At 65.4% G+C, this 26,263-nt stretch carries 20 protein-coding genes; 9 read left to right on the top strand and 11 right to left on the bottom strand.

Annotated elements, in window-relative coordinates; genetic code table 11:
- Positions 1-52: 52 nt before the first annotated feature.
- Both thiD and lplT read right to left on the bottom strand, forming a co-directional pair.
- On the bottom strand, positions 53-859 hold the full coding sequence (thiD, locus tag A6V37_RS20205) for a bifunctional hydroxymethylpyrimidine kinase/phosphomethylpyrimidine kinase (RefSeq protein WP_064286266.1): 807 nt from the start codon (positions 857-859) through the stop codon (positions 53-55).
- Positions 860-916: 57 nt separating this feature from the next.
- Complete coding sequence (lplT, locus tag A6V37_RS20200) at positions 917-2,224, bottom strand: lysophospholipid transporter LplT (protein ID WP_064266019.1); 1,308 nt, start codon at positions 2,222-2,224, stop codon at positions 917-919.
- A gap of 218 nt (positions 2,225-2,442) precedes the next feature.
- Here lplT and alr point away from each other — a divergent pair, with 218 nt between their 5' ends.
- The 3 genes from alr to A6V37_RS20185 all read left to right on the top strand — a co-directional run bounded on the left by alr (position 2,443) and on the right by A6V37_RS20185 (position 5,414).
- On the top strand, positions 2,443-3,513 hold the full coding sequence (gene alr, locus A6V37_RS20195; protein WP_064266018.1) for an alanine racemase: 1,071 nt from the start codon (positions 2,443-2,445) through the stop codon (positions 3,511-3,513).
- Between the two features lie 102 nt (positions 3,514-3,615).
- Positions 3,616-4,992, top strand: coding sequence for a DNA repair protein RadA (gene radA / locus A6V37_RS20190; protein ID WP_064266017.1), 1,377 nt, complete (start codon positions 3,616-3,618; stop codon positions 4,990-4,992).
- A 143-nt stretch (positions 4,993-5,135) separates the two neighbouring features.
- Positions 5,136-5,414, top strand: coding sequence for a DUF2866 domain-containing protein (locus tag A6V37_RS20185; RefSeq protein ID WP_064266016.1), 279 nt, complete (start codon positions 5,136-5,138; stop codon positions 5,412-5,414).
- A gap of 42 nt (positions 5,415-5,456) precedes the next feature.
- Here the strand turns inward: A6V37_RS20185 and A6V37_RS20180 are convergent, their stop codons facing one another.
- Together A6V37_RS20180 and A6V37_RS20175 are read right to left on the bottom strand one after the other, a co-directional pair.
- Positions 5,457-6,518 carry a CaiB/BaiF CoA transferase family protein gene (locus A6V37_RS20180; RefSeq protein ID WP_064266088.1) on the bottom strand — a complete coding sequence of 354 codons (1,062 nt, stop codon included), beginning with the start codon at positions 6,516-6,518 and terminating at the stop codon, positions 5,457-5,459.
- Between the two features lie 145 nt (positions 6,519-6,663).
- Positions 6,664-8,619, bottom strand: a complete 1,956-nt coding sequence (locus A6V37_RS20175; RefSeq protein ID WP_064266015.1) for an ATP-binding cassette domain-containing protein — start codon at positions 8,617-8,619, stop codon at positions 6,664-6,666.
- 136 nt (positions 8,620-8,755) lie between these two features.
- Here A6V37_RS20175 and A6V37_RS20170 point away from each other — a divergent pair, with 136 nt between their 5' ends.
- Positions 8,756-9,235 (top strand): glutathione peroxidase, encoded by a 480-nt coding sequence (locus A6V37_RS20170; protein WP_064266014.1) that lies wholly within the window; start codon positions 8,756-8,758, stop codon positions 9,233-9,235.
- 46 nt (positions 9,236-9,281) lie between these two features.
- On the opposite strand, the gene cls is transcribed toward A6V37_RS20170, so the two are convergent.
- The 6 genes from cls to dapC form a co-directional block, all read right to left on the bottom strand.
- Entirely contained in the window at positions 9,282-10,733 is a 1,452-nt protein-coding gene (gene cls, locus A6V37_RS20165) for a cardiolipin synthase (protein ID WP_064286265.1), read from the bottom strand.
- Positions 10,734-10,910: 177 nt separating this feature from the next.
- Positions 10,911-11,795 carry a 50S ribosomal protein L3 N(5)-glutamine methyltransferase gene (gene prmB, locus A6V37_RS20160; RefSeq protein WP_064266012.1) on the bottom strand — a complete coding sequence of 295 codons (885 nt, stop codon included), beginning with the start codon at positions 11,793-11,795 and terminating at the stop codon, positions 10,911-10,913.
- A gap of 16 nt (positions 11,796-11,811) precedes the next feature.
- Positions 11,812-12,951, bottom strand: coding sequence for a succinyl-diaminopimelate desuccinylase (dapE, locus tag A6V37_RS20155; protein ID WP_064266011.1), 1,140 nt, complete (start codon positions 12,949-12,951; stop codon positions 11,812-11,814).
- Between the two features lie 154 nt (positions 12,952-13,105).
- On the bottom strand, positions 13,106-13,471 hold the full coding sequence (locus A6V37_RS20150; protein WP_064266010.1) for an ArsC family reductase: 366 nt from the start codon (positions 13,469-13,471) through the stop codon (positions 13,106-13,108).
- Positions 13,471-14,298, bottom strand: coding sequence for a 2,3,4,5-tetrahydropyridine-2,6-dicarboxylate N-succinyltransferase (gene dapD, locus A6V37_RS20145; RefSeq protein ID WP_064266009.1), 828 nt, complete (start codon positions 14,296-14,298; stop codon positions 13,471-13,473). The genes A6V37_RS20150 and dapD overlap by 1 nt, the downstream gene beginning before the upstream one ends.
- Before the next feature lie 80 nt (positions 14,299-14,378).
- Positions 14,379-15,596: a succinyldiaminopimelate transaminase gene (gene dapC / locus A6V37_RS20140; protein ID WP_064286264.1), complete on the bottom strand. Its 1,218-nt coding sequence runs from the start codon at positions 15,594-15,596 to the stop codon at positions 14,379-14,381.
- Between the two features lie 360 nt (positions 15,597-15,956).
- On the opposite strand from dapC, the gene A6V37_RS20130 reads away from it, so the two are divergent.
- The 5 genes from A6V37_RS20130 to def all read left to right on the top strand — a co-directional run bounded on the left by A6V37_RS20130 (position 15,957) and on the right by def (position 24,811).
- Entirely contained in the window at positions 15,957-16,952 is a 996-nt protein-coding gene (locus A6V37_RS20130; RefSeq protein WP_064266006.1) for a DMT family transporter, read from the top strand.
- Between the two features lie 161 nt (positions 16,953-17,113).
- Entirely contained in the window at positions 17,114-20,632 is a 3,519-nt protein-coding gene (gene smc / locus A6V37_RS20125) for a chromosome segregation protein SMC (protein WP_064286263.1), read from the top strand.
- Positions 20,633-20,737: 105 nt separating this feature from the next.
- Positions 20,738-22,027 carry a cell division protein ZipA C-terminal FtsZ-binding domain-containing protein gene (locus tag A6V37_RS20120; RefSeq protein WP_064286262.1) on the top strand — a complete coding sequence of 430 codons (1,290 nt, stop codon included), beginning with the start codon at positions 20,738-20,740 and terminating at the stop codon, positions 22,025-22,027.
- 187 nt (positions 22,028-22,214) lie between these two features.
- Positions 22,215-24,281, top strand: a complete 2,067-nt coding sequence (gene ligA, locus A6V37_RS20115; RefSeq protein ID WP_064286280.1) for an NAD-dependent DNA ligase LigA — start codon at positions 22,215-22,217, stop codon at positions 24,279-24,281.
- Positions 24,278-24,811 carry a peptide deformylase gene (gene def / locus A6V37_RS20110; RefSeq protein ID WP_064266003.1) on the top strand — a complete coding sequence of 178 codons (534 nt, stop codon included), beginning with the start codon at positions 24,278-24,280 and terminating at the stop codon, positions 24,809-24,811. The genes ligA and def overlap by 4 nt, the downstream gene beginning before the upstream one ends.
- A 95-nt stretch (positions 24,812-24,906) precedes the next feature.
- On the opposite strand, the gene A6V37_RS42465 is transcribed toward def, so the two are convergent.
- Positions 24,907-25,980: a pseudouridine synthase gene (locus A6V37_RS42465; protein WP_425262283.1), complete on the bottom strand. Its 1,074-nt coding sequence runs from the start codon at positions 25,978-25,980 to the stop codon at positions 24,907-24,909.
- Positions 25,981-26,263 lie beyond the last annotated feature (283 nt).

Below are 26,263 nucleotides of genomic sequence, written 5' to 3'. Positions count from 1 at the left end.
CGATAAGCGCGGCAACAGCGGTAGCAGCGGCAGGTCCGCAGAAGGGCGCCGCCTACCACCAGCGATAAAAATGATGCACCGGCCCGACGCCGCTGCCGACGTCGAGCCGATCACTCGCCTGCAGCGCACCGGTCAGATAACTCTTCGCGTCGGAGACAGCGCTCGCCAGATCGTCCCTTTGCGGAATCAGCGCGGCAATCGCCGACGACAGCGTGCAGCCCGTGCCGTGCGTATTCTTCACCGGCACGCGTGGGCCGCCAAGCCGCAGCGTGCCGCTGTCCTGCACCAGCCAGTCAGGACTGTCCGTTGCGCTCAGATGGCCTCCCTTCATCAGCACGGCGCGGGCGCCGAGCGCGCGCAATGCTTCGCCTTGCTCGACCATGCCGGCTTCATCGGCCGCGGCTTGCACGCCGAGCAACGCGGCGGCTTCCGGCAGATTCGGCGTCAGCAGATCGGCGAGCGGCAGCAACTCGTCGCGCACCGCTGCGACGGCGTCCGGCAGCAGCAACGCGTGATTGCTTTTTGAAATCATCACCGTGTCGAGCACGATGTGCTTCGGCTTATACCGGCGCAGCGCGTCGGCGACCGCGCGCGCGATCCCGGCGTTAGCCAGCATGCCGATCTTGACGGCGTCGATGCGGATATCGTCGAACACCGCGTCGAGCTGCGCGGTAACGAAGGCCGGGTCCGGTGCATGAATGGCCGTGACGCCACGCGTGTTCTGCGCGGTGAGTGCGGTGATCACGCTCGCGCCATAGGCGCCGAGCGCCGAGAAGGCCTTCAGGTCGGCCTGAATGCCGGCGCCGCCGCCGGAATCGGAACCGGCGATCGTCAGCACATTGGGAATCGGTTGAGTCATGGCAAGGCGGGAAAGAAGAAGGTGCGGGCACGCCGATGACGGCCAACCCGCTGTGTGTCAGTGCTTGGCTTCGCCGATCAGCGCGACCGAGTCGAATGTGCGCTGATTCGCCTGGTGGCGCCGCATCACGAGCCACATCATCAGGCAGACGAAGGTGCCGAATAGCACGATCACTACGGCAACCGGCACGTCGAGCCACACCAGCACCGCGTACAGGCACAGCATGACGAGCACTGAGAGGTTTTCATTGAAGTTCTGCACGGCAATCGAATGGCCCGCAGACAGCAGTACGTGACCGCGATGCTGGAGCAGCGCGTTCATCGGCACGACGAAGAAGCCCGAAAGGCCGCCGACGATCATCAGGAACACATACGCGACGATCAGATAGCCCGGCACATGCATGCGGCCGAAATAGAAACCCCAATGCGCCGGGAACAGACTACGCGTATAGAACGCCATCAGCATCACGGCGATACCCATCATGATGCCGACCGGCAGCACCGAGAGCGATTTCTTCAAGGGGATGCGCGAGGCCGCGAAGATCGCGCCGGCCGCCACGCCCACGGCGACCACCGCCTGCAGAATGGCCGCCTCGGAGAGCGACATGCCGAGCGACACCTCGGCCCACTTCAGCACGATGAATTGCAAGGTCGCGCCGGCGCCCCAGAACAGGGTCGTGACGGCGAGCGAAATCTGCCCGAGCTTGTCACGCCACAGCACGAGGAAACAGTCGGCAAAATCCGTGATGAGGCGGATCGGGCCGCGTTCCTGTTTCGGATAACGCGCGCCGGTGTCGGGGATACGCAGATTGAACAGCGCGGCGACCACGTAGATTGCCATGATTACCAGCATGGCCGCTTCAGCCGGCGTGTTGACGGTGGGAATGTGCTGCCGCAGGATCGGCGCGGCAATGTGCGGGCTGATCAGCGCCCCGCCCAGCACCGTGCCGAGAATGATCGAGCCGACCGTGGTGCCTTCGATCCAGCCGTTCGCGGCGACCAGCCGGTCAGGCGGCAGAAGCTCGGTGAGAATGCCGTATTTGGCGGGCGAATAAGCCGCCGCGCCGAAACCCACAATGCCATAGGCAATCAGCGGGTGTGCGCCGACCAGCATGGTGACGCAGCCAACCACCTTGATGGTGTTGGTGACGAACATTACGCGGCCCTTCGGACGCGAGTCGGCAAAGGCCCCCACGAACGCGGCAAGCACGACGTACGACAGCACAAAGAACAGCTTGAGCAGCGGCGTCATCCAGTTCGGGGCGTGAAGATCTTTCAGCAGTGCGATAGCGGCGATCAGAAGCGCATTGTCGGCCAGCGACGAAAAAAACTGCGCGGCCATGATGGTGTAAAAGCCTTTTTTCATCTGATGCGATGCTGTCCTCGCTGCGGCCTGTCCGCCCCGGCCGTTTGCAAGGCGTCCGGGCTTATGCCGTTCGAAATGGGTTGTGCGCACGGCTTTATATCATGAAAATAGCTGGATTCGGACTAGCAAAATCCTTGATCGCACCGCCCAGCAAGCCGCCGAGCACTGAAAACGCCCTGTAAGCTGCTGATTCGCAAGCGTCTTTACGAAAATATCCTATGCCGCGCCCGCTCTCAGCCACGATTCACACCTCCGCTCTCGCCAATAATCTCGCCGTTGCCCGCCGCTACGCGCCAAAGTCCAAAATCTGGGCCGTCGTCAAGGCCAACGCGTACGGGCATGGGCTCGCGAAGGTTTTCCCGGGCCTGCGCGCAACCGACGGCTTTGGATTGCTGGACCTGGAAGAAGCGGTGAAGTTGCGTGAACTGGGCTGGGCCGGCCCGATTCTGCTGCTCGAAGGCTTCTTTCGTCCCACCGACATCGACGTGATCGACCGCTACAGCCTGACCACCGCGCTGCATTCGGACGAACAGATGCGCATGCTCGAAATGGCGCGTCTGTCCAAACCGGTCAACATCCAGTTGAAAATGAACACCGGTATGAATCGCCTCGGCTACACGCCGGAAAAATTCCGTTCCGCATGGGAGCGGGCGCGCGCCTGCCAGGGCGTCGGCCAGATCACGTTGATGACGCACTTTTCGGACGCCGACGGCGACCGCGGCGTCGCCTTCCAGGTGGAAGCGTTCGAGCGCGGCGCGCAAGGCATTGCCGGCGCGCGCAGCCTTGCCAATTCGGCGGCTACGCTGTGGCATCCGGCTACGCACTTCGACTGGGTCCGCCCGGGCATCATCATGTACGGCGCGTCGCCCTCCGGTGTCACGGCCGCGATCGCGGGCACCGGGCTGCAGCCGGCCATGACGCTCGCCTCGGAGCTGATCGCCGTGCAAACGCTCACCGAAGGCAATACGGTCGGCTACGGCTCGGCGTTCAGGGCGCGCGGGTCGATGCGCATCGGCGTGGTGGCGTGCGGCTACGCGGACGGTTATCCGCGGGTGGCGCCGGAAGGCACGCCGGTTATCGTCGACGGGGTGCGCACGCGGATCGTCGGACGTGTCTCGATGGACATGCTCACGGTCGACCTGACGCCGGTTCCCACCGCCAACGTCGGCTCGCGTGTCGAGCTGTGGGGCGCGGCACTGCCGATCGACGACGTCGCGCAGTCGTGCGGCACCATCGGCTACGAGCTGATGTGCGCCGTGGCGCCGCGCGTGCCGGTGCGCGCCGAGTAATGACGCAGGACGGCGCAGGACGGCACGGCCCTGCGTTGGCGCAGGGCTCGATCCAGAACAACAGCAATCACAGCAAAAAAACAGCAACTCAGGCAATCGCGCGTGGCTAAACCCAAAACGTTGTACATCTGTAGTGAATGCGGCGGACAGTCGCCGAAATGGGCCGGCCAGTGCCCGTCATGCAATGCGTGGAACACGCTGATCGAATCGGTGGCGGAGGCGCCCTCTACGCACCGCTTCCAGTCGCTCGCCAAAAGCGCGCCGGTACGCCGTCTCGCCGATATCGATGCGTCCGACGTGCCGCGCTTTTCAACCGGCGTGAGTGAGTTCGATCGCGTGCTCGGCGGCGGTCTGGTGCCGGGCGGCGTGGTGCTGATCGGCGGCGATCCGGGCATCGGCAAATCGACGCTGTTGCTGCAGTCGCTCGCCGAAATCGCCGCTGACAAACGCGCGCTTTATATCAGCGGCGAAGAGTCGGCGGCGCAGATTGCGTTGCGCGCGCAACGGCTTTCCCTGCTGGAGCCCGGCTCGAAAGCCAGCGAATTGCAGCTGCTCGCAGAAATCCAGCTCGAAAAAATCCAGGCGACGATCGCCGATCAGCGGCCCGACGTCGCGGTGATCGATTCGATCCAGACGGTGTACTCCGACGCTCTGACTTCCGCGCCCGGGTCGGTTGCGCAGGTGCGCGAATGCGCGGCGCAGCTGACGCGCATCGCCAAGCAGTCCGGCACGACCATCATCATGGTCGGCCACGTGACCAAGGAAGGCGCGCTGGCCGGGCCGCGCGTGCTCGAACATATCGTCGATACGGTGCTGTACTTCGAAGGCGACACGCATTCGTCATATCGCCTTGTGCGCGCGATCAAGAACCGCTTCGGCGCGGTCAACGAGCTCGGCGTCTTCGCGATGACCGAGCGCGGCCTGCGCGGCGTGGCCAATCCGTCGGCGCTGTTTCTGTCGCAGCACGAGCAGTCGGTGCCGGGTTCCTGCGTGCTGGTGACGCAGGAGGGCACGCGGCCGCTGCTGGTCGAAGTGCAGGCGCTGGTGGACGCGGCCAACGCGCCGAATCCGCGGCGCCTCGCGGTCGGGCTGGAGCAGAACCGTCTCGCGATGCTGCTGGCGGTGCTGCACCGGCACGCCGGGATCGCCTGTTTCGATCAGGATGTCTTCCTGAATGCGGTGGGCGGCGTGAAGATCACCGAGCCCGCCGCCGACCTGTCCGTTCTGCTGGCGATCCATTCGTCCATGCGTAACAAGCCGCTGCCGAAAGGCCTCGTGGTATTCGGCGAAGTGGGCCTCGCGGGCGAGATCCGGCCCTCGCCGCGCGGCCAGGAGCGTCTGAAGGAAGCCGCCAAGCTGGGCTTTTCGGTCGCGGTCATTCCCAAGGCCAACGCGCCCAAACAGCCAATAGAAGGCTTACAGGTCGTTGCGGTCGAGCGCATCGAGCAGGCCATCGACCGGGTCCGCACGCTAGAGTAGACGGGGATTGCGGCGTCCGGAGGCACCCTTCGTTCCGTAATGGCCCGTAAATATCTCCTTATTGGCTGTAACCTACCCGACATTCCTTTTTCCTAAGCTGCTGGGGTATGCATCTCCCCTGATGCCTGAAAAAGGATCGCGCCTTGAAACAGCCCTATGAAACCGTAGCCGAGCGCCCGATGCAGGTGCGCGGCTGCCGCGTCTCCGAGCCCATTCGCCAGCCTTGGGGCGGCGCCTGCCGGATTGTCGAGTGGATCGACACGGCGGGGCAGATTTCGCGGCGGGTGGTGGCCGAACACGTCACCGCCGCCGAGGTGCGCGCCACGATCAGCCGCAATGTGGAAGGTCGTAAGCACATGCTGTACGACGACGAAAAAACGCCGCGCCAGACCTTGCCGCGGCAGACGGCCGCGCGGCGCTGAGGTTCTTGCCGGGGCAGGATGGCTGGCCGCGTTACCGCCGTGTTACCGAACCGCGCGGTCGCCGTCGTTTTCGGTTTTGCTCTGGCCCGTCGCGGTCTCGGCCATCGGATTGAACAGCGGATGCCGTGCGGCTTCCGCCGCCGTCAGCACCGGCGAAACACAGCAGTCCAGCGGCTCCAGCAGCACCACCCATTCTTCGAGCGGACGCTTGCCGATTATCCCGGCGAGTTCCTGTGTCAGCGAGTCTGCGTCCGGGCCGCCGATCGCCTGGCCGAGGCTCCAGTGACGCGTCGCCCATTCAGGGCGGTCGAGCGCCATGCACAGCGTTTCCCAGAACTTCAGTTCGAGCGCGCCGACCGCGAGCCAGCGGTTATCGAGCGTGCGGTACAGGTTGTAGCAGGGCACGCCGCCGTTCAGCAGTCCCTCGCCGGCGGCCGGTGCCGCCCCCTCATTGGCAAGCGCGACTTGCGCCACGACGTTGTGCGCGTAAGTGGCGTGCGTCATCGATACGTCGACGAAGCGGCCCTCGCCGCCGCGCGCTACGTGCCACAACGCCGCGAGAATCTGCGTGACCGCGCTCAGCGCGCCGCCGAGCAGGTCGGCAATCTGGAAATTCGGCAGGACCGGCGTGCCGTCGCGGCTCATCAGCTGGTCGAGCACGCCCGCATAGCCGATGTAGTTCAGATCGTGGCCGGCATGGTCGGCAAACGGACCGCTTGCGCCGTACCCGCTGATCGCGCAGTAGACGAGCCGCGGGTTGGCCGTACGCAGCGTGGCGTAGTCGAGGCCGAGCCGCTCCATGACGCCTGGCCGGAAACTCTCGATCAGCACGTCCGCGTCCGCCGCGAGCGCGTACAGCACATTGCGTCCCGCAGCGGATTTGAGGTCGAGGCGGGTCTCGCGCTTGCCGCGATTCACCATCCGGTAGAACGCGCCGGGCCGACCGGCGACGCGGTCGCTCGACGATTGCATCATCGTGCGGGTCGGATCTCCCGCGCCGGGGGCCTCGATTTTCAGCACGTCGGCGCCCAGTTCGGCGAGCCGCAGGGCGGCCACCGGACCGGGCAGCAGGCGTGTCAGGTCGAGCACGCGCAGCCCTTGCAGCGGGGGCGGCACCGCTGCGGCGGACGCGGTGGTCGAGGACTCGGCCGATGAGGTGGCCGACGAATCAGGCGTTGAGACGGATGATGTCGCGGATGACAAAGCCAACCTCCCGTCGATGCCGGCGCGGCCCGGAAACTGTATGCCGCTAGCCGATTTGCTCGAGTTCCTCGTGCGTCTCGAGCCATTCGGCTTCGAGCGTTTCGAGGCGCGCATTCACATCTGCCTGACGGCGGATAGCCTCCGTCAGTTTGCTTTTCTGCTCCGGCTCGTAACTCGCCGGATCGACCACGTACGCGTCCAGGTTCGCTTTCTCCGCGTTCAGCGCGTCCATTTCCTTTTCGATCTTCGTGATGCGGCTTTGCAGCGGCTTTTTCAAATGCGCGAGCTTCTGGCGCGTCTCCGCCTCGAGGCGCCGCTGTTCCTTGCGGTTCACGCCGCTGTCGGCGCCGCCGTCGCTGCCGTTGGCACCGTTCGATGCGGCGCCCGCCTTGAGCGCCGCGCGTTGTTCGGCGGCGTGTTGCAGTAGCCAGTCGCGGTAATCGTCGAGATCGCCGTCGAATTCCTGCAAGCGGTGCTTCGCGACCAGCATGAACTGATCCGTCGTGGCGCGCAGCAGATGCCGGTCGTGCGAGACCAGAATCAGCGTGCCTTCGAATTGCGCTAGCGCCATGGTCAGCGCGTGGCGCGTTTCGAGATCCAGGTGGTTGGTCGGCTCGTCGAGCAGCAGCAGGTTGGGCTTTTGCCAGATGATCAGCGCGAGCGCGAGGCGCGCCTTTTCGCCACCCGAGAAAGGCGCGATCTTCGACGTGGCCATTTCCCCGGAGAAGTTGAAGCTGCCGAGGAAGTCGCGCAACTCCTGCTCACGCGTGTCCGGCGCGAGACGCGCGAGGTGCTGCAGCGGCGTGTCGTCGGCGCGTAGCGTTTCAAGCTGATGCTGCGCGAAGTAGCCGATCCGCAGGCCTTTGCCTTCGCGCACATGACCGCCGAGCGCCTCGAGCGTGCCGGCGAGCGTCTTGATCAGCGTGGACTTGCCCTGGCCGTTCGCTCCGAGCAGGCCAATGCGCTGACCGTTCTGGATCGACAGCATGACGCGATCCACGATCGGAATCTCGACGCCGGGATCGCTCTCGCTGCGGTAGCCGCAGCGCACGTTTTCCATCACCATCATCGGATTCGGCGCGGAATCGGGCGTGCGGAACTCAAACGTGAATGGCGACGCCGCGTGCGCCGGCGCGATCAGCTCCATCTTTTCCAGCGCCTTCACCCGGCTCTGCGCCTGGCGCGCCTTGGTGGCCTGCGCCTTAAAACGGTTGATGTAGCTCTGCAGATGCTCGACCGTGCGCTGCTGCTTCTCGTACGCGCTCTGCTGCAGCGCGATCTGCTGCGCGCGCAGCACTTCGAATTGCGAGTAGTTGCCGCCGTAGCGCTTGATCTGCTGCTGCTCGAGATGCAGGGTGACATTGCAGACCGAATCGAGGAATTCGCGGTCGTGCGAGATCACGAACAGCGTGCCCGGATAGCGGTGCAGCCAGTCTTCGAGCCAGACAATCGCGTCGAGGTCCAGGTGGTTGGTCGGCTCGTCGAGCAGCAACAGGTCGGAGCGGCACATCAGCGCCTGCGCCAGATTCAGCCGCATGCGCCAGCCGCCCGAGAAGCTGCTGACCGGCTCGCGCGTCTGTTCGAGCGTGAAGCCCAAGCCGAGCAGCAAGGCTTCGGCGCGGGCCGGCGCGGTGTAGCCGTCGGCGTCGGCGAACGCGGCGTGCGCTTCGCCTTCGGCCGCGCCGTCATGCGCGGCGGAGGCGGCGGCAATGCGCGCTTCGATCGAGCGCAACGCGGCGTCGCCGTCGAGCGTGTAGGCGAGGGCGGTTTTGTCCGCGGCGGGCGTTTCCTGCGCGACGTGGGCAATCTGCCAGGTCGGCGGGATGGAAAAGTCGCCGCCGTCCGCATGCAGTTCGCCGAGCAGCACGGCAAACAGCGTCGACTTGCCCGCGCCGTTCGCCCCGATCAGACCGGCCTTCTCGCCGGGGTTGAGGGTGAACGTGGTGTTGTCGAAGAGCGGCTTGGTGCCGCGCGCGAGGCTAAACTGGTTGAAGCGGATCACGACGAGGCCGGCGAAAGAAAAACGCTATTTTAGACTGCCGGGGCGGACACCGGGCGCTCAACCAGGATCGGCCATCCGGCCGACTGTATTGGCGAGGCTTTTGGCATAGACTGACGGCTTTCGCAGGGGAGAACACATGACATCGATTTATTCGTTTTCGGCACACACACTCGGCGGCGCGGAAGTCAGCCTCGATCAGTATCAAGGCAAGGTCCTGCTGATCGTCAATACGGCGAGCGAATGCGGGTTCACGCCGCAGTACGCCGGCTTGCAGAAGCTGTATGACACCTACGCCGCGCGCGGACTCGCGGTGCTCGGTTTTCCGTGCAACCAGTTCGGCAAGCAGGAGCCGGGTGACGCCGCGCAGATCGGCAGTTTCTGCGAAAAGAACTACGGCGTGACCTTCCCGATGTTCGACAAGGTCGATGTGAACGGTGCAAACGCGCATCCGCTGTTTCGCTATCTGACGGGCGAGGCCCCGGGGCTGCTCGGTCTCGAGGCGATCAAATGGAATTTCACCAAGTTCCTGATTGGCCGCGACGGCAACGTAATGAAGCGCTACGCGCCGCTGACCAAGCCCGAGGCGATTGTCGAGGATATCGAAAAGCTCTTGTGATCCTGTGATCACTGCACGAGGCGCGGCCGCGAGCCGGCCGGCGCCTTTACAGGATCGGCGAGAAAAGACGCGCCACATGCATGAGCACGCGTCGCACGGCGCCTGCTTGCCGGTACTCGGTGCGGTCGATCTCGCGCGACTCGGCAAAGTCGTTCAGCAGCATCGTTTCGACCTCCTGGGCGAAGCCGCGATCCACGGTCAGCACCATGATTTCGAAGTTCAGCCGGAACGACCGGTTGTCGAGATTGGCGCTGCCGATGGCCGCGGCCGCGCTGTCGATCAGCACCACCTTCTGGTGCAGGAAACCTGGCTGGTAGCGGAAGATCCGGATCCCCGCGCGTAGCGAGTCGTACGCATACAGCTTCGAGGCCGCGAAAACGACGCGGTGGTCGCGCCGGCTCGGAATCAGAATGCGCACATCCACGCCGCGCAGCACCGCGAGACGCAACGCCGAGAACACGGCCTCGTCGGGCACGAGGTAAGGCGTGGTGATCCAGATCCGTTCGCGCGCCGCGTTGATCGCTTCGACAAAGAAGAGCGAGCAGGTCTCCTGTTTGTCCGCCGGGCCGCTCGGCACGACGACGCAGTGCATGCACGTGCCCTCAGCATGGTCGGCGGCGGGGGCGGGCGGCATATCGAACTCGGGTAACTTCTGCGTGGCCCAGTGCCAGTCTTCGGTGAAGACGAACTGGATGCTGGCCACCGCCGGGCCGCGCACTTCGATATGCGTGTCGCGCCAGGGCGAGAGCGGCGGCTTGCCGCCGAGATATTCCACGCCCACATTGTGTCCGCCGACAAACGCGCGTTCGCCGTCCACCGCGACGATCTTGCGGTGATTGCGGAAGTTCAATTGCAGACGGTTGACGAACCGGCGATGGGTCGCGAAGGGATGCGTCTCCACGCCGGCTGCGCGCAGCGCCGCCACGTAGCGCTGCGGCAGATCGAAGCTGCCGATGCTGTCATACAGGAAGTAGACACGCACGCCTTGTTGCGCTTTGGCGATCAGCGCGTCTTTGAGCATCTCGCCAAGCGCATCGTCGCGCACGATGAAGAACTGCACGATCAGATAGTGACGCGCGCTCTCGATCGCCTCGAAGATAGCCTCGAAGGTCGCCGCGCCGTTGACCAGCGTGCGCACCGAATTGCCAGGCAGAAACGGCATGCCGCCCAGACGCGTGAGCGAATGCACGAGCCTGATGCCGAGTTCCGCCGTAGGCAGCCCCGCTGACGAAGCGTGCGTATCCCATACCGGCGGATGCGCGCGCGCGCGTAGCATGGCGTTGGCGACCCGGCGCGCGTCGGCGTAGCCGGCGAACTTGCTGCGGCCGAGGAACAGATACGGTATCAGCGTCAGATAAGGCATCGCGACCAGCGACACGGCCCACGCGATCGCACCCTGCGAGGTGCGGGTGTAGAGAATCGCGTGGCAAGCCGCGACCACGCCGAGAACGTGGGCGAGGGCAACCAGCGTGCCGACATGAAGCAGATCGAATTGCATAAGCGGGCGAAGGGTTGGCGAAGCGCTGCCTGGGCGGTCTCCCGGAGCGCCGGGGACCATGTCCATCTTACCGAACGAGCGTGCGTATCGCCTACCTGGTCAGATCAAACAATGAACGCACGGCTGCCGCTTTGCCGTGCGCATCGTTTCATGATGCGATCGAACCGCGATCAACCTTCAGACCGGCAGATCGGCCGCCTGAATCAGGAACACGTTGTCGTCGCCGGCACTGGTCGACAGCCACACCAGGTCGAGACCGCCGAAGGCCGCCTCGACGTGCGCGCGCTCATTGCCGATCTCGACGACCAGCACGCCGTCCTCGGTCAGCCAGTTGCGCGCTTCGGCGATGATCCGGCGCACGATATCCATGCCGTCGGCGCCACCCGCGAGCGCCATGTCCGGCTCGTGCTTGTATTCGGCCGGCAGTTCCTTCATGGACGCCGCGTTCACGTAAGGCGGGTTGCTGATGATCACGTCGTAGCGGCGCTCGGCGAGCGGCGCGTACAGGTCGCCTTCGAACAGCGCGACGCGGTCGTCGAGCTTGTAGTCCGCGACGTTGCGCGTGGCGACTTCCAGAGCAGGCGCCGACAGATCCACCGCGTCGATGTCCGCATTCGGGAACGCATGCGCCGCGAGAATCGCGAGGCAGCCTGAACCCGTGCACAACTCCAGCACCGCGCTCACCTGCTCGGGATCTTCCACGTAGGGCTGCAAACCGTCCTGCAGCAACTCGCCGATGAACGAACGCGGCACGATCACGCGCTCGTCCACGTGAAAGCGGAAGCCGTGCATCCACGCTTCCTGCGTGATGTAGGCGGCCGGCACGCGCTCGGTGGCGCGGCGTTCGATCACGTTCAGCACGGCGTCGATTTCGGCGGCGGAGAGGCGCGCGTCGAGAAACGGCTCCAGCAGGTCGAGCGGCAGATGCAGCGTATGCAGGACCAGATAGGCGGCTTCGTCGTAGGCATTGGCCGAACCGTGGCCGAACGATAGCTCGGCCTGGTTGAAGCGCGACACCGCGAAACGCAGCAGGTCGCGGACGGTGGAAAACGGGAGCGTCATCGCAAATAGTCCTCGGTCAGGCGATCAGTTGTTCTAGCACGCGGCGGTACACGTTCTTCAGCGGCTCGATGTGTGCGACTTCGATATGTTCGTCGATCTTGTGGATGCTGGCGTTCAGCGGACCGAATTCGATCACCTGCTCGCAGATGCGCGCGATAAAGCGGCCGTCCGACGTGCCGCCGGTGGTCGACAGTTCGGTGCTCACGCCGGTTTCGTCCTTGATTGCCTTGGCAAGCGCGTTCGACAAATCGCCGCGCGGCGTGAGGAACGGCAGGCCGCTCACGTTCCACTGCAGATCGTATTCAAGGCCGTGCCTGTCGAGAATCGCGTGCACGCGAGCCTGCAGGCCTTCCACCGTGCTGGCCGTCGAGAAGCGGAAGTTGAACATCACGTCCGCGTGGCCCGGAATCACGTTGGTCGCGCCGGTGCCGCCATGAATGTTCGACACTTGCCACGTGGTGGGCGGGAAATATTCATTGCCGTCGTCCCAACGCTCGGCGACCAGCTCGGCCAGTGCGGGCGCGAGCAGATGCACCGGATTTTTCGCCAGATGCGGATAGGCGATATGGCCTTGCACGCCCTTGACGATCAGCTTGCCCGACATCGATCCGCGCCGGCCGTTTTTCACCATGTCGCCGAACTGCGCGCTCGAAGTCGGTTCGCCGACTACGCAGTAGTCCATGCGCTCGCCGCGCGCCTGCAGCGCTTCGACGACCTTGACGGTGCCGTCGGTGGCCGGGCCTTCTTCATCGCTCGTAATCAGGAATGCGATCGAACCGCGATGCGCCGGATGCGCCGCGACGAATTCCTCGCTCGCCACCACGAAGCCGGCGATCGAGGCCTTCATGTCCGCCGCGCCGCGGCCGTACAGCTTGCCGTCGCGATGGGTGGGTTCGAACGGCGCCGAGTGCCACTGTTCGAGCGGCCCGGTCGGCACCACGTCGGTATGGCCGGCGAACGCGAGCAGCTTGCCGCGCGTGCCGTCGACGCCGCGCTTGACGGCCCACAGGTTGGTCACGCCGTTCGATTCGATGGTCTCGTGCTCGAAGCCGAGCGCGGACAGGCGCTCGATCAGGATGCGCTGGCAATGCTGATCGTCGGGCGTGACGGAGGCACGCGCGATCAGTTGTTCGGTAAGGGCGAGGGTGCCGGACATGGATTCAATACAAGCCACTTTGAAATGAAAAAATGCCGGCTGGCGGTTTGGCACCGCAGCCGGCAACAGCTTTTCAGCCACGCGGCGAGGCCGCGTTTTACTACGTGTTGCGTTCAGTGCAGCTCGCCGTTTCGCTTCACAGCGTCGTCTTGCATTACGCAAACAGCGCCGCGTACTCGTCGGCGGAAAACCCGAGCGACTTGACCCGCCCGTTGACCACCAGCACCGGCCGCTTGATTACCGACGGCTTGTGGATCATCAGCGCGATCGCGCCCGGCTGCGTGTCCGCGGCCGCCTTCATGTCGTCGGACAGGGCGCGCCACGTGGTGCCGCGACGGTTCAGCAGCGCGTCGAGCTTGACGTCTTTCAGCCAGTCCTGCACGAGCGGCTCGGTCACGCCGGCCTTCTTGAAGTCGTGGAACTCGAACTCGACGCCATGCTCTTCCAGCCACACGCGGGCTTTCTTCACGGTGTCGCAGTTCGGGATGCCGTAGACCACGGTTTTGGTGCCGCGCGCCATCAGTCGCCTCGCAGCAGCTCGTTCAGGCCGACCTTCGCGCGCGTCTTGGCGTCCACCTTCTTGACGATCACGGCGCAGTAGAGGCTGTGCGAGCCGTCCTTCGACGGCAGGTTGCCCGCCACCACCACCGAACCCGCCGGAATGCGGCCGTACGTGACTTCGCCGGTTTCGCGGTCGTAAATCTTGGTGCTCTGGCCGAGGTACACGCCCATCGAGATCACCGAGTTTTCTTCGACGATCACGCCTTCCACCACTTCCGAGCGCGCGCCGATGAAGCAGTTGTCTTCGATGATGACGGGGTTGGCCTGCAGCGGCTCCAGCACGCCGCCGATGCCCACGCCGCCCGACAGGTGCACGTTCTTGCCGATCTGCGCGCACGAACCGACGGTGGCCCACGTGTCGACCATGGTGCCTTCGTCCACGTACGCACCGATGTTGGTGTACGACGGCATCAGCACGACGTTCTTCGCGATGAACGAGCCGCGGCGCGCGATGGCGGGCGGCACCACGCGGAAGCCGCCGGCGGCGAAGTCTTCAGCGGTGTAGTTGGCGAACTTCGACGGCACTTTGTCGTAGAACTGGCTGTAGCCGCCGGCGGCCATCGGGGCGTTGTCTTCCAGGCGGAACGACAGCAGCACGGCTTTCTTCAGCCATTGATTGACGACCCAGTCGCCGTCCTTCTTTTCGGCGACGCGCAGCGCGCCCTTGTCCAGTTGTTCGATGGCGTGGGCGACGGCTTCGCGCACGTCGGCCGGAGCGGCCTTCGGCGACAGTTCGGCGCGGTTTTCCCAGGCGGTATCAATGATCTGCTGAAGTTGTTGCGACATATGCGTGCTTTATCGAAGAGTTGAAGTCTGAAGAAGGGGATGCGGTGCCCGGGGCGTTCGCCGGCAAGCCGGCAAAAAACTCAACCCGCGAGCGCGCGGCAAAAATCGACGATTCGCTGTGCGCCTTGCGTGCATTCGTCGACATCGGCGACGAGCGCCATGCGCACGAAATTGCGGCCAGGGTTCACGCCGTGCGCGGTGCGCGCGAGGAACGAACCCGGCAGAACCGTCACATTATAGTCGGCGTAGAGGCGCTGGGCGAACTCGGTGTCCGACAGGCCCGTGCGCGAGACGTCCGCCCACAGGTAGAACGCGGCGTCCGGCAGGCGGCCGTCGAGCACCTCGGCGAGCATCGGCGTGACGGTGGAAAACTTCTGCACGTATTTCGCCCGGTTCTCGCGCACGTGGGTTTCGTCATCCCAGGCCGCGATGCTGGCATTCTGGAACACCGTCGACAAGGCCGCGCCGTGGTATGTCCGGTATAGCAGGAAGTCCTTGAGGATGGCCGCGTCGCCCGCCACGAAGCCCGAGCGCATGCCCGGCACGTTCGAGCGCTTGGACAGGCTCGACAGCATGACGAGCCGCTCGTAGCCGCGGCCGAGCCGGTGCGCGGCTTCCAGGCCGCCGAGCGGCGGGTTGGCTTCGTCGAAATAGATTTCGGAGTAGCACTCGTCCGAGGCGATCACGAAGCCGTGGCGGTCCGACAGCGCGAACAGCTGGCGCCAGTCGTCGAGCGTGAGCACCGCGCCGGTCGGGTTGCCCGGCGAGCAGACGTACAGCAGTTGCGTGCGCGCCCAGATGTCGGCGGGCACGGCCGAGTAGTCGCAGGCAAAGTTGCGTGCAGGGTCGCTGTTCACGAAGTACGGCTGCGCGCCGCCGAGGAGCGCCGCGCCTTCGTAGATTTGGTAGAACGGGTTCGGACAGAGTACGATCGCAGGCTCGCCGTCAGCATTCCTGTTCGGGTCGAGCACGGTTTGGGCGAGCGCGAACAGCGCTTCGCGCGAACCCGACACGGGCAGCACCTGGGTTGCCGGATCGAGCGGCGGCAGGCTGTAGCGCTGCGTGACCCACTTCGCGATCGACTCGCGCAGGGCGGGCGTGCCGATCGTGGCCGGATAGGCGGACAAACCGCCGAGCGAGGCCACCACCGCGTCGCGGATCAGCGCGGGCGTGGGATGTTTCGGCTCGCCGATGCCGAAGCTGATATGCGCGAGGCCGGCACGCGGCGTGACGTCCTTGAAAAGCGCGCGCAGCTTTTCGAACGGGTAGGGCTGAAGGGAGTCGAGTAGCGGGTTCACTGGGCGGATCGAGCCTGATCGAGGGTGGGCGCAGACGGATGCAGGAAGAAGCCGGGCATGCGCGCCGAAGGCAAAGCGCGGGAAAACGCGCCAAACGGACGGCAGTGGACGGTAGTAGCAAGCAGATGATTATAGCGTGGCGCGCCGGCACACAATGGTGCGAGCCGCGCAACCCGCCAGGCGGCGCAGCCAATGCGCGGCAGCGGGAACGGCGCGAACCGCGGACGGTTCGCGCAGAAAGGAAGCAGGAGCAGCAATGTACGCAGCAGTACCGCAGACACCCGGACCCGCCAGGCGCGCGCGCGCCGCGGTCCTTGACCGTAACAGCACCATCCGCGGCTTCGGCAGGAGCCCGGCACCATGACCAACTGGCTTCGCAATGGCTGGCCGACGCTCGCGATCATGCTGGGCGCCTCGGTGTGGGGGATGATCTGGTATCCGCTGCGGATGCTGGCGGCGCTCGGCGTGACCGGCACCGCGGCCAGTGCGCTGACGAGCGCCGCAGGATGCCTGTTCGTGCTGCTGGTGCGCTACCGCGCGCTCAAGACCGTGCGCTGGCACTGGTTGCTGCCGGCACTGGCGCTCGCCGCCGGCGTGACCAACATTGGCTTCGTGTGGGGTTCGATCCACGGCCAGGTGATGCGTGTGCTGCTGCTGTTCTACCTCACTCCGGCGTGGACCGCGCTGTTCGCGCATTTCATCCTGCATGAGCGGCTGACCTGGTCCGGCGCGGGTCTCGCGGCGCTGTCGCTCGCCGGCGCGATGACCATGCTGTGGTCGCCGCAACTGGGCCTTCCGATGCCTGGCAATCTCGCCGAATGGGCGGGCCTGATGGGCGGCATGGGCTTTGCCATGAGCAACGTGCTGATTCTCAAGACGAGCCGCGTCCTGCCGGATATGAAGCCGGAAATGCGCACCGCGACCGTGTTCGGCGGCGCGGCGATTTGCGGGGCGTGCGCGTCGCTGTTCGAGGCCATGCCCGCGCCGCCCACCGGCGCGCATCTGGGCACGGCTGCGCTTCTGGTGCTCGGCCTCGGTTTTCTGCTCGCCTCGAACAATATGCTGGTGCAGTACGGGCTCGCGCGCGTGCCGGCCAACCGGGCGTCGATCATCATGCTGTTCGAGCTCGTGGTCACGGCATTGTCGGCATGGCTCTTCGCCCGGGAGACGCCCGGCCCGCGCGAATGGGCGGGTGGCGTGTGCATCGTGCTGGCTTCGGCGCTGTCCAGTTGGGTGCATCGTACCAAGTCCATGCCGCCCGATCCGGAGGTTCAGGACGAAAGTCTCGCCAGCGGGCCAGGCGCTGAGATCGACGGCCGTAAGGACGGTAAGAATCGCCCACGTGCGATGGTATGATTCCCCCTCATTGGCTGACGCATGCTTGAGCGTGTAAAGTCGGCGCCCGTATCTCGAGGGTTTGCGAAGCTTCGCGGGCCGTTGCGCTGTATCGGCGAACGGCTGGCGCGGCCATCGCGAGCCACCTTTATTTTTTCCCTTTTTCAAACAGCGAAATCGCCGTGCGTCTGACCTCGATCAAACTCGCTGGCTTCAAGTCATTCGTCGATCCCACGCATTTCCAGGTCCCGGGCCAGCTAGTCGGCGTGGTGGGGCCGAACGGGTGCGGCAAGTCCAACATCATCGACGCGGTGCGCTGGGTGCTCGGTGAATCGCGCGCCTCCGAGCTGCGCGGCGAATCGATGCAGGACGTGATTTTCAACGGCTCGACCGCGCGCAAGCCGGGTAGCCGCGCCAGCGTCGAACTCGTGTTCGACAACGCCGACGGCCGTGCCGCCGGGCAGTGGGGCCAGTATGCCGAAATCGCCGTCAAGCGCGTGCTCACGCGCGATGGCACGTCGAGCTACTACATCAACAATCTGCCGGCGCGCCGCCGCGACATTCAGGACATCTTCCTCGGCACGGGTCTCGGGCCGCGCGCTTACGCGATCATCGGGCAGGGCATGATCGCGCGCCTGATCGAGGCGAAGCCGGAAGAACTGCGCGTGTTCCTGGAAGAAGCCGCGGGCGTCTCGAAGTACAAGGAACGCCGCCGCGAAACCGAGAACCGTCTGCACGACACGCGCGAGAATCTGACGCGGGTCGAGGACATCGTCCGCGAACTGGGGGCGAACCTCGAGAAGCTGGAAGCGCAGGCCATCGTCGCCACGCGCTACAAGGAACTGCAGACCGACGGCGAAGAGAAGCAGCGGCTGCTGTGGCTGTTGCGCAAGAACGAGGCCGGCGGCGAGCAGGAACGTCAGCAGCGCGCGATCGAACAGGCTCAGATCGACCTGGAGGCGCAAACCGCCAAACTGCGCGAAGTCGAGGCGCAGCTCGAAACGCTGCGGGTCGCGCATTACTCCGCCAGCGACGCGATGCAGGGCGCGCAAGGTGCGCTGTATGAGGCGAACGCGGAAGTCAGCCGGCTCGAAGCCGAGATCAAGTTCATCGTCGAATCGCGCAACCGCGTGCAGGCGCAGATCGCCGCGCTGAACGCGCAGCGCGAGCAGTGGCAGTCGCAAGCCGAAAAGGCGCAAGGCGATATCGAAGACGCTGAGGAACAACTCGCCGTCGCCGAAGAAAAGGCCGCGCTGGCCGAAGAAGAAGCGGCCGCGAAGCACGACGCAATGCCCGCGCTCGAAGCACGCTGGCGCGACGCGCAAGCCGAGCTGAACGCCGAGCGCGGCGGCATCGCGCAGACCGAACAGGCGCTCAAGCTCGAAGCCGCGCATCAGCGCAATGCCGATCAGCAATTGCAGCAGCTGCAGCAGCGTCACGAGCGGTTGAAGTCGGAAGCGGGCGGTCTCGACGCGCCGGACGAAGCGCAGCTCGAAGACCTGCGCATGCAGCTTGCCGAGCACGAGGAAATCCTGCACGACGCGCAGGCCCGTCTAGCCGACGCACAGGAAACGCTGCCGCGTCTCGACGGCGAGCGCCGCGCCGCGCAGGAGCGCGTGCAGTCGGAAAGCGCACAGATTCATCAGCTCGACGCGCGCCTTGCCGCGCTCAAGCAGTTGCAGGAAAACGTCCAGACCGAAGGCAAGATCCAGCCGTGGCTCGACAAGCACGAGCTGGGCAGCCTGCCGCGTCTGTGGAAGAAGCTGCATGTCGAAGCCGGTTGGGAAAACGCGCTCGAAGCCGTGCTGCGCGAGCGGCTCGCGGCGCTCGAGGTGTCGAACCTCGACTGGGTCAAGGCGTTCGCCACCGACGCGCCACCCGCCAAGCTCGCTTTCCATGCACCGCCCGTGGCCGGTCAGCCGGCCGCCACGCTGCCCGCGCTGCGGCCGCTGCTGTCGCTTGTGCGCATAGACGACGCGGGCATCCGCGCGGTCCTGAACGACTGGCTCGGCCTCGCGTTCGTCGCCGACGATCTGCAGCAGGCGCTCAGCATGCGCTCGCAATTGCCGGAAGGCGGCTCGTTCGTCGTGAAGGCGGGTCACGTGGTGACGCGGGTCGGCGTGCAACTGTATGCCGCCGACTCCGAACAGGCCGGCATGCTGGCCCGTCAGCAGGAGATCGAGAATCTGGCGCGCCAGGTGCGCGCGCAAGCCCTGCTCGCCGACGAGGCGAAGGCTGTCGCGATTCGCGCCGAGGCCGCCCACACGCAAGCGGCGCAGGCGTTGACCGAGTTGCGCCAGCAGGCGGAGCGCGCTACCCAGCGCGTGCACGCCTTGCAAATGGATGTGCTCAAGCTCACGCAGGCCCACGAGCGTTACACGCAGCGCAGCACGCAGATTCGCGAGGAACTCGAAGAGATCACCGCGCAGATCGACGAGCAGCGCGCGATGCGCGCGGAGTCGGAAGCGAATTTCGAGCGCCACGATGGCGAGCTCGCCGAATTGCAGGCGCGTTTCGAAGACCATCAACTGGCCTTCGAGGCGCTCGACGAAGAAGTGACCGCCGCGCGCGGCCAGGCGCGCGATCTCGACCGTGCCGCCACCGACGCGCGCTTCGCCGCGCGCAACATGGCGAACCGTATCGACGAATTGAAGCGCAGCATCCAGGTCGCGCACGAGCAGAGCGAGCGCGTCGCGGCGTCGCTGGAAGATGCGCGCGCCGAACTGGAAACGATCAACGAGCAGACCGCGCATACGGGCTTGCAGGACGCGCTCGACATCCGCGCGGTCAAGGAAGAGGCGCTGCATGCCGCGCGTCTCGAACTGGACGACCTGACCGCCAAGCTGCGCGCCGCCGACGAATCCCGTCTCACCGCCGAGCGTGCGCTGCAGCCGCTGCGCGACCGCATCAACGAACTGCAGCTGAAGGAGCAGGCGGCGCGCCTGAACGGCGAACAGTTCATCGAGCAGCTGGCCGCGGCTGGGGTGGACGAGGCCGAATTGCAGGCCAAGCTCACGCCGGACATGAAGCCGTCGTATCTGCAAGGCGAAGTCACGCGCATCAACAACGCGATTACCGCGCTTGGTCCGGTCAACATGGCCGCGCTCGACGAACTGAAGGCGGCAAGCGAGCGCAAGACCTTCCTCGACTCGCAGTCGGCCGACCTGACGAGCGCGATCGAAACGCTCGAAGACGCGATCCGCAAGATCGACGCGGAAACGCGCACGCTGCTGCAAGGCACCTTCGACGAAGTGAACCGTCATTTCGGCGAACTGTTCCCACGCCTGTTCGGCGGCGGGCAGGCGAGGCTGATCATGACCGGCGACGAAATTCTCGATGCCGGCGTGCAGGTCATGGCGCAGCCTCCGGGCAAGAAGAATTCGACGATCCACCTGCTGTCGGGCGGCGAAAAGGCGCTGACCGCAACCGCTCTCGTGTTCGCGATGTTCCAGCTGAATCCGGCGCCGTTCTGTCTGCTCGACGAAGTGGACGCGCCGCTCGACGACGCCAACACCGAACGTTTCGCGAACCTCGTGCGTGCGATGTCGGACAAGACCCAGTTCCTGTTCATTTCGCACAACAAGATCGCGATGGAAATGGCGCAGCAGTTGATCGGCGTGACCATGCAGGAGCAGGGCGTGTCGCGGATCGTTGCGGTCGACATGGAAACGGCTGCAGGTTTCGCCCAGAATATCGTTTAAGTTAAGCTGCGCGGGCGCCCGTGTGCAGCGCAGCGGCCATTGGCCGCGCGACACATGGGGTGAACGCCTTGGCGTGCAGATAGAAGAATTGCTGATGGAGCATGCATGGACGAGTTGACACTCGGTTTGATCGGCGCGGGAGCCGTGGTGGTCGGGGGCGTGGTCGTGTACAACGCGTGGCAGGGCGCGAAGGTGCGCCGGAAGATGCCGCGGCCGATGCCGGCCGAGACCGCCGACAACTTTGCGCGGGACGATCAGGAAGAACAGAGCCCGTTCATCGAGCCGGCCCGGCCCACCACGCGCCGCGAGCCTGTGGTGGGTTCGGACGCGGCGGCCGAGACCACCGCTGCGCGCGTCGAACCGACCTTTGGCGGTTCCGCGGCCGCGCCGCTCGACACACCGGCCGATATCCAGGCTGAGATGACTTCGCCGAACGGTTACCCCGAAGCCGGCGATGTGGCGCAGGCCGAAAGCGGCGAGGGCGCTGAATCGGCCAAGGCCGCGCAAGCCGCCGCGCGTTCGTCCGACGAGCCGGCCGAACCGATTCTGCCGGCTGCCACGACGATCTCGTCGGCGCCGCCGGCTATCGTCGATCGCCGGATCGACTGCATCGTACCGATCCGTCTGAACGGCACCGTGGCGGCCGACAAGGTGATTCCGCTGGCGCAGCGTCTGCGGCGCGCGGGCAGCAAACCGGTGCACATCGAGGGCAAGCTCGAAGGCGGCGGGTGGGAACTGCTGCAGAACGGCGCACGCTACGAAGAACTGCGCGCGGCCGCGCAATTGGCGAACCGCAGCGGCGCACTCAACGAACTGGAGTTTTCCGAGTTCGTGACCGGTGTGCAGCAGTTCGCCGACGCGCTGGATGCGTCGCCGGAATTTCCCGATATGCTCGAAACGGTCGCAATGGCGCGCGAGCTCGACGGCTTTGCCGCGCAGTGCGACGCGCAGTTGTCGATCAACGTGCTCTCCGACGGCGCGCCGTGGTCGGCGAACTACGTGCAGGCAATCGCGTCGCAGGACGGTTTGCTGCTCTCGCGCGACGGCACGCGCTTCGTCAAGCTCGACGCGAAGCAGAGCCCGGTATTCATGCTGCAATTCGGCGACACCAACTTCCTGCGCGACGACCTCACGTACAAGGGTGGCCAGATGATCACGCTGGTGCTCGACGTGCCGGTGGCCGATGAGGACATCCTGCCGTTCCGCCTGATGTGCGATTACGCGAAGTCGCTGGCCGAGCGCATCGGCGGACGAGTGGTCGACGACGGCCGCCGTCCGTTGCCGGAATCGGCTTTGCTCGCGATTGAAAAGCAGTTGATGACGCTCTACGCGAAGCTCGAACAGGCCGGCATTCCGGCGGGGTCGCCCGCCACGCGGCGTTTGTTCAGCCAGTAATCTCCGCGTTAGACCGGTTTCTTCAACGGCCGCACGATGTGCGGCCGTTGTCATTTCCGGCGGCGTAGTCACGCGTTTCCGCGGGGTGCAAGCGCGATGCGCCGCGGCCAGCCATTCGGCCGATGTAAAGGGGCACGCTTCCTGCGATAATCCAATGTCCGATTTCACCGAAGAAACCTCCGACAGCATGGCCCGAACTCCCGTCCCATCTCCAGCAACCCATGCTCCGGCCGAACGGGCCGCGTGGCTGCGCGCGGAACTTGAACGCGCCAACTACGCGTACTACGTGCTCGACCAGCCGGACCTGCCCGATGCGGAATACGACAAGCTCTTCAAGGAACTGGAGGGTATCGGGAGGGAGCATCCGGACCTGATCGTGCCGGAGTCGCCCACCCAGCGCGTGGGCGGCGAGGCGGCGAGCGGCTTCGGGCAGGTCGTGCACGACCTGCCCATGCTGTCCCTGAACAACGGTTTCGCGGACGAAGACATCGTCGCGTTCGACAAACGCGTAGGTGATGCGCTCGGCAAGAACGCGAGCGAACCGCCGGTGCCGGTCGATTACGCGGCGGAGTTGAAGTTCGACGGCCTCGCCATCTCGTTGCGCTACGTCGACGGCACGTTTGTCCAGGCGTCCACGCGCGGCGACGGCACCACCGGCGAGAACGTGACCGGCAATGTCCGCACGATCCGCTCCATTCCGCTCAAGCTCAAGGGCAAACGCATACCGCATGTGCTCGACGTGCGCGGCGAAGTGCTGATGTTCAAACGCGACTTCGAACGCCTGAACGAACGCCAGCGGGCCGCGGAGCAGAAAGAATTCGCCAATCCGCGCAATGCCGCGGCAGGCAGCTTGCGCCAACTCGATTCGAAGATCACCGCGCAGCGTCCGCTGTCGTTTTTTGCCTATGGAATCGGCGTGCTCGAAGGCATGGAGATGCCGGCTACCCATAGCGAGCTGCTCGACTGGTACAAGGAACTCGGTTTGCCGGTGAACGGCGAACGGGCCGTGGTGGAGGGTGCCGCGGGCCTGCTGGGGTTCTTCCACACAGTCGGCGAGAAACGCGAGACGCTGCCGTACGACATCGATGGCGTGGTCTACAAGGTCAACCGGCGCGACGAGCAGGATGCGCTCGGCTTCGTGTCGCGCGCGCCGCGTTTTGCGCTGGCGCACAAATTTCCCGCGCAGGAAGCGCTGACCAAACTGGTCGCGATCGACGTGCAGGTTGGCCGCACCGGCGCGATCACGCCGGTGGCACGGCTGGAGCCGGTGTTCGTCGGCGGCGCGACCGTCACCAATGCCACGCTGCATAACGAAGACGAAGTGCGGCGCAAGGATATCCGCATCGGCGACACAGTGATTGTCCGGCGTGCCGGCGACGTGATCCCCGAGGTGGTGAGCGCGCTGCTCGACCGCCGCCCGGACGACGCGCGCGAGTTCGTGATGCCCACGAACTGCCCGGTGTGCGGCTCGAGTATCGAGCGGCTGCCGGACGAGGCGATTGCCCGCTGTACCGGTGGCCTGTTCTGTCCGGCGCAGCGCAAGCAGGCGCTGTGGCATTTCGCGCAACGGCGCGCGCTGGATATCGACGGTCTCGGTGAAAAAATCATCGATCAGCTGGTCGAGCAGAACCTGGTGCGCACACCGGCCGATCTGTTCAACCTCGGCTTTGCGACGCTCGCCGAGCTCGACCGATTCGCCGAAAAATCCGCACAGAACTTGCTTGATTCACTCGAGAAGGCCAAGCACACCACGCTGGCGCGCTTTATCTATGCGCTTGGCATCCGCCACGTGGGCGAATCGACCGCGAAGGACCTGGCGAAGCACTTCGGCTCGCTGGATCCGATCATGGACGCGTCGGTCGAAGCGTTGCTGGAGGTCAACGACGTGGGACCGGTGGTCGCCGAGTCGATTCATCAGTTCTTTGCCGAAGACCACAACCGCACGGTGATCGAGCAGTTGCGCGCGCCGGGCAAGGTGTCCTGGCCGGAGGGGCCGCCCGCGCCGAAGGCGCCGCAAGGCGTGCTGGCCGGCAAGACGGTGGTATTGACCGGCACTTTGCCGACCCTCGGCCGCGAAGAAGCGAAGGAAATGCTGGAGGCGGCTGGCGCGAAGGTGGCCGGGTCGGTGTCGAGGAAAACAGACTATGTGGTGGCGGGGGCCGAAGCGGGCAGCAAACTGGTGAAAGCCGAGGAACTCGGCGTCCCCGTACTCGACGAAGATGGTATGCGTAAGCTCCTGGAGGGGCATTCATGATCCACGAAATTCTCAAGATGGGTGATCCGCGCCTGCTGCGCATTGCCGAGCCGGTTGATCACTTCGACACGCCCGAATTGCATGAACTCGTGAAAGACATGTTCGAGACCATGCACGACGCGAATGGCGCGGGCCTCGCCGCGCCGCAGATCGGCGTCAATCTGCAGGTGGTGATCTTCGGTTTCGGGCACAACGAGCGCTATCCGGACGCGCCGCCGGTGCCGGAAACCGTGCTGATCAACCCGACCGTCACGCCGGTTTCGCTGGACATGGAAGAGGGCTGGGAAGGCTGCCTGTCGGTGCCGGGTCTGCGCGGCGCGGTGAGCCGGTTTTCGATGATCCGGTATCACGGCTTCGATCAATACGGCAAGCCGATCGACCGTGTGGCCGAGGGCTTTCATGCGCGTGTCGTGCAGCACGAATGCGATCACCTGATCGGCAAGCTGTATCCGATGCGGATCAACGATTTCGCGAAGTTCGGCTTCACGGAAGTGCTGTTTCCGGATATGGATCCGGGTAACGACGACTGAGGTCGCTGTCTGCCGTCTGTCGCAATATATGCGGCAACAAAAAACCCACGCCGAGGCGTGGGTTTTTTTATTGAGTGAGCGTCAGACGCGCGGCGTCAGAACGACTCGTCCGGTGACAGATAGCGCCACTGCCCCGGCGGCAGCGCGCCCAGCATCACGCGGCCCACTCTGACGCGCTTCAGGCCGATCACTTCGAGGCCGACCAGTTCGCACATGCGGCGGATCTGGCGCTTCTTCCCCTCGCGCAGGACGAAACGCAATTGCTCGCCGTTCTGCCAGCTGACCTGCGCCGGTTTCAGAGGCAAGTCGTCGAGCGACAGGCCGTGGCGCAACAACGCGAGGCTTTCCGGCGGGAAATGGCCTTCGACGTCGGTGGTGTGCTCGCCGAACGACACGCGCACCAGATACTCCTTGTCGATCTCCGAATGACCGCCAATCAGCTGTTTCGCGATGCGGCCGTCCTGAGTCAGCACCAGCAGCCCCGTCGAATCGATATCCAGCCGGCCGGCCGGCGCGAGCTGCCGTAAATGCGCGACGGAGAAGCGGATGTCCGAACGGTCGCCTTCCCAGCGATTCTCCGGCGTGACCAGCGTGATGGCCGGCTGATAGCCGTCCTCCGCCTGACCCGAGACAAAGCCCACGGTCTTGTGGATCAGCACCGTCACCTGGCTCGCTTGCGCGGCTTCGGCTGCGGGGTCGATTTCGATACGCTGGTCGGGGCGAACTTTGGTACCGAGCGTATCGACGCGTTCGCCGTCCACCAGCACCCAGCCTTTTTCGATCCACTCGTCGGCCTCGCGGCGTGAGCACAGGCCGAGTTCGGACATCAGTTTCGAGAGACGCAAGGTGCCCGGCGCGTCTTCGTAGTCGCGGCGCGGCGTGCGCGGGGCGGCATCGGGTTCGGCGTGGCGCTCGGCGCGTGGGGCGGCGCGCGGCTTGTCGGCGCGCGCGGGACGGTCGTCGCTGAAGCGGCGTGTAGCAGCCGGCAGTGCCTTGTCGAAGGTGCGGGCAGGACGTTCGGTGCGCTCGGACCGTTCAGCGCCGCGTGCCGGACCGTCGCCGAATTCGCCTCGGGCCGGTGCACGATCGCCACGACTGTCGCCCTCGTCGCGCGGAGCGCGTGCCGGGCGGTCCGAACGGTCGCCGTCCGTGCTTTCCACGGGTTTCACGACGCCGCGCCCGCCACGTGCCGCCGCGCCTCGTTCCCCTTCGAAACGGCGCGGCGCCCCGTCCCCACTGTCGCTCCCACACACGCTGCGCCCCTCATCCCCGCACGGCGCGACTTCGTCCCCACCCCCCGCTCCCTACTCGCGCGCCCGATGCCCCCCCGCCTCGGCCGCGTCGGCGGTCCGCCGCCGCTTCTTCCGCCTAGCACGCTGCGCGTCCTCGCTCCGACTCCCCACCACGCAGCCCACCACGTCTCCGCCTCACTGCAGTCGCACGTGCCGTCTC

This window comes from Paraburkholderia ginsengiterrae, assembly GCF_001645125.1.
In the GTDB taxonomy this organism is placed as follows: Bacteria; Pseudomonadota; Gammaproteobacteria; order Burkholderiales; family Burkholderiaceae; genus Paraburkholderia; species Paraburkholderia ginsengiterrae.
The sequence above is the reverse complement of the archived record's forward strand: the minus strand, read 5'-3'. Positions and strand labels throughout refer to the sequence as shown.

Bases quoted from the DNA above. Each gene is read 5' to 3' on its own strand.
- thiD (WP_064286266.1), bottom strand. From the start codon at position 859: ATGACTCAACCGATTCCCAATGTGCTGACGATCGCCGGTTCCGATTCC.
- lplT (WP_064266019.1), bottom strand. From the start codon at position 2,224: ATGAAAAAAGGCTTTTACACCATCATGGCCGCGCAGTTTTTTTCGTCG.
- alr (WP_064266018.1), top strand. From the start codon at position 2,443: ATGCCGCGCCCGCTCTCAGCCACGATTCACACCTCCGCTCTCGCCAAT.
- A6V37_RS20170 (WP_064266014.1), top strand. From the start codon at position 8,756: ATGACATCGATTTATTCGTTTTCGGCACACACACTCGGCGGCGCGGAA.
- cls (WP_064286265.1), bottom strand. From the start codon at position 10,733: ATGCAATTCGATCTGCTTCATGTCGGCACGCTGGTTGCCCTCGCCCAC.
- prmB (WP_064266012.1), bottom strand. From the start codon at position 11,795: ATGACGCTCCCGTTTTCCACCGTCCGCGACCTGCTGCGTTTCGCGGTG.
- dapE (WP_064266011.1), bottom strand. From the start codon at position 12,951: ATGTCCGGCACCCTCGCCCTTACCGAACAACTGATCGCGCGTGCCTCC.
- A6V37_RS20150 (WP_064266010.1), bottom strand. From the start codon at position 13,471: ATGGCGCGCGGCACCAAAACCGTGGTCTACGGCATCCCGAACTGCGAC.
- dapD (WP_064266009.1), bottom strand. From the start codon at position 14,298: ATGTCGCAACAACTTCAGCAGATCATTGATACCGCCTGGGAAAACCGC.
- A6V37_RS20130 (WP_064266006.1), top strand. From the start codon at position 15,957: ATGACCAACTGGCTTCGCAATGGCTGGCCGACGCTCGCGATCATGCTG.
- A6V37_RS20120 (WP_064286262.1), top strand. From the start codon at position 20,738: ATGGACGAGTTGACACTCGGTTTGATCGGCGCGGGAGCCGTGGTGGTC.
- ligA (WP_064286280.1), top strand. From the start codon at position 22,215: ATGGCCCGAACTCCCGTCCCATCTCCAGCAACCCATGCTCCGGCCGAA.
- def (WP_064266003.1), top strand. From the start codon at position 24,278: ATGATCCACGAAATTCTCAAGATGGGTGATCCGCGCCTGCTGCGCATT.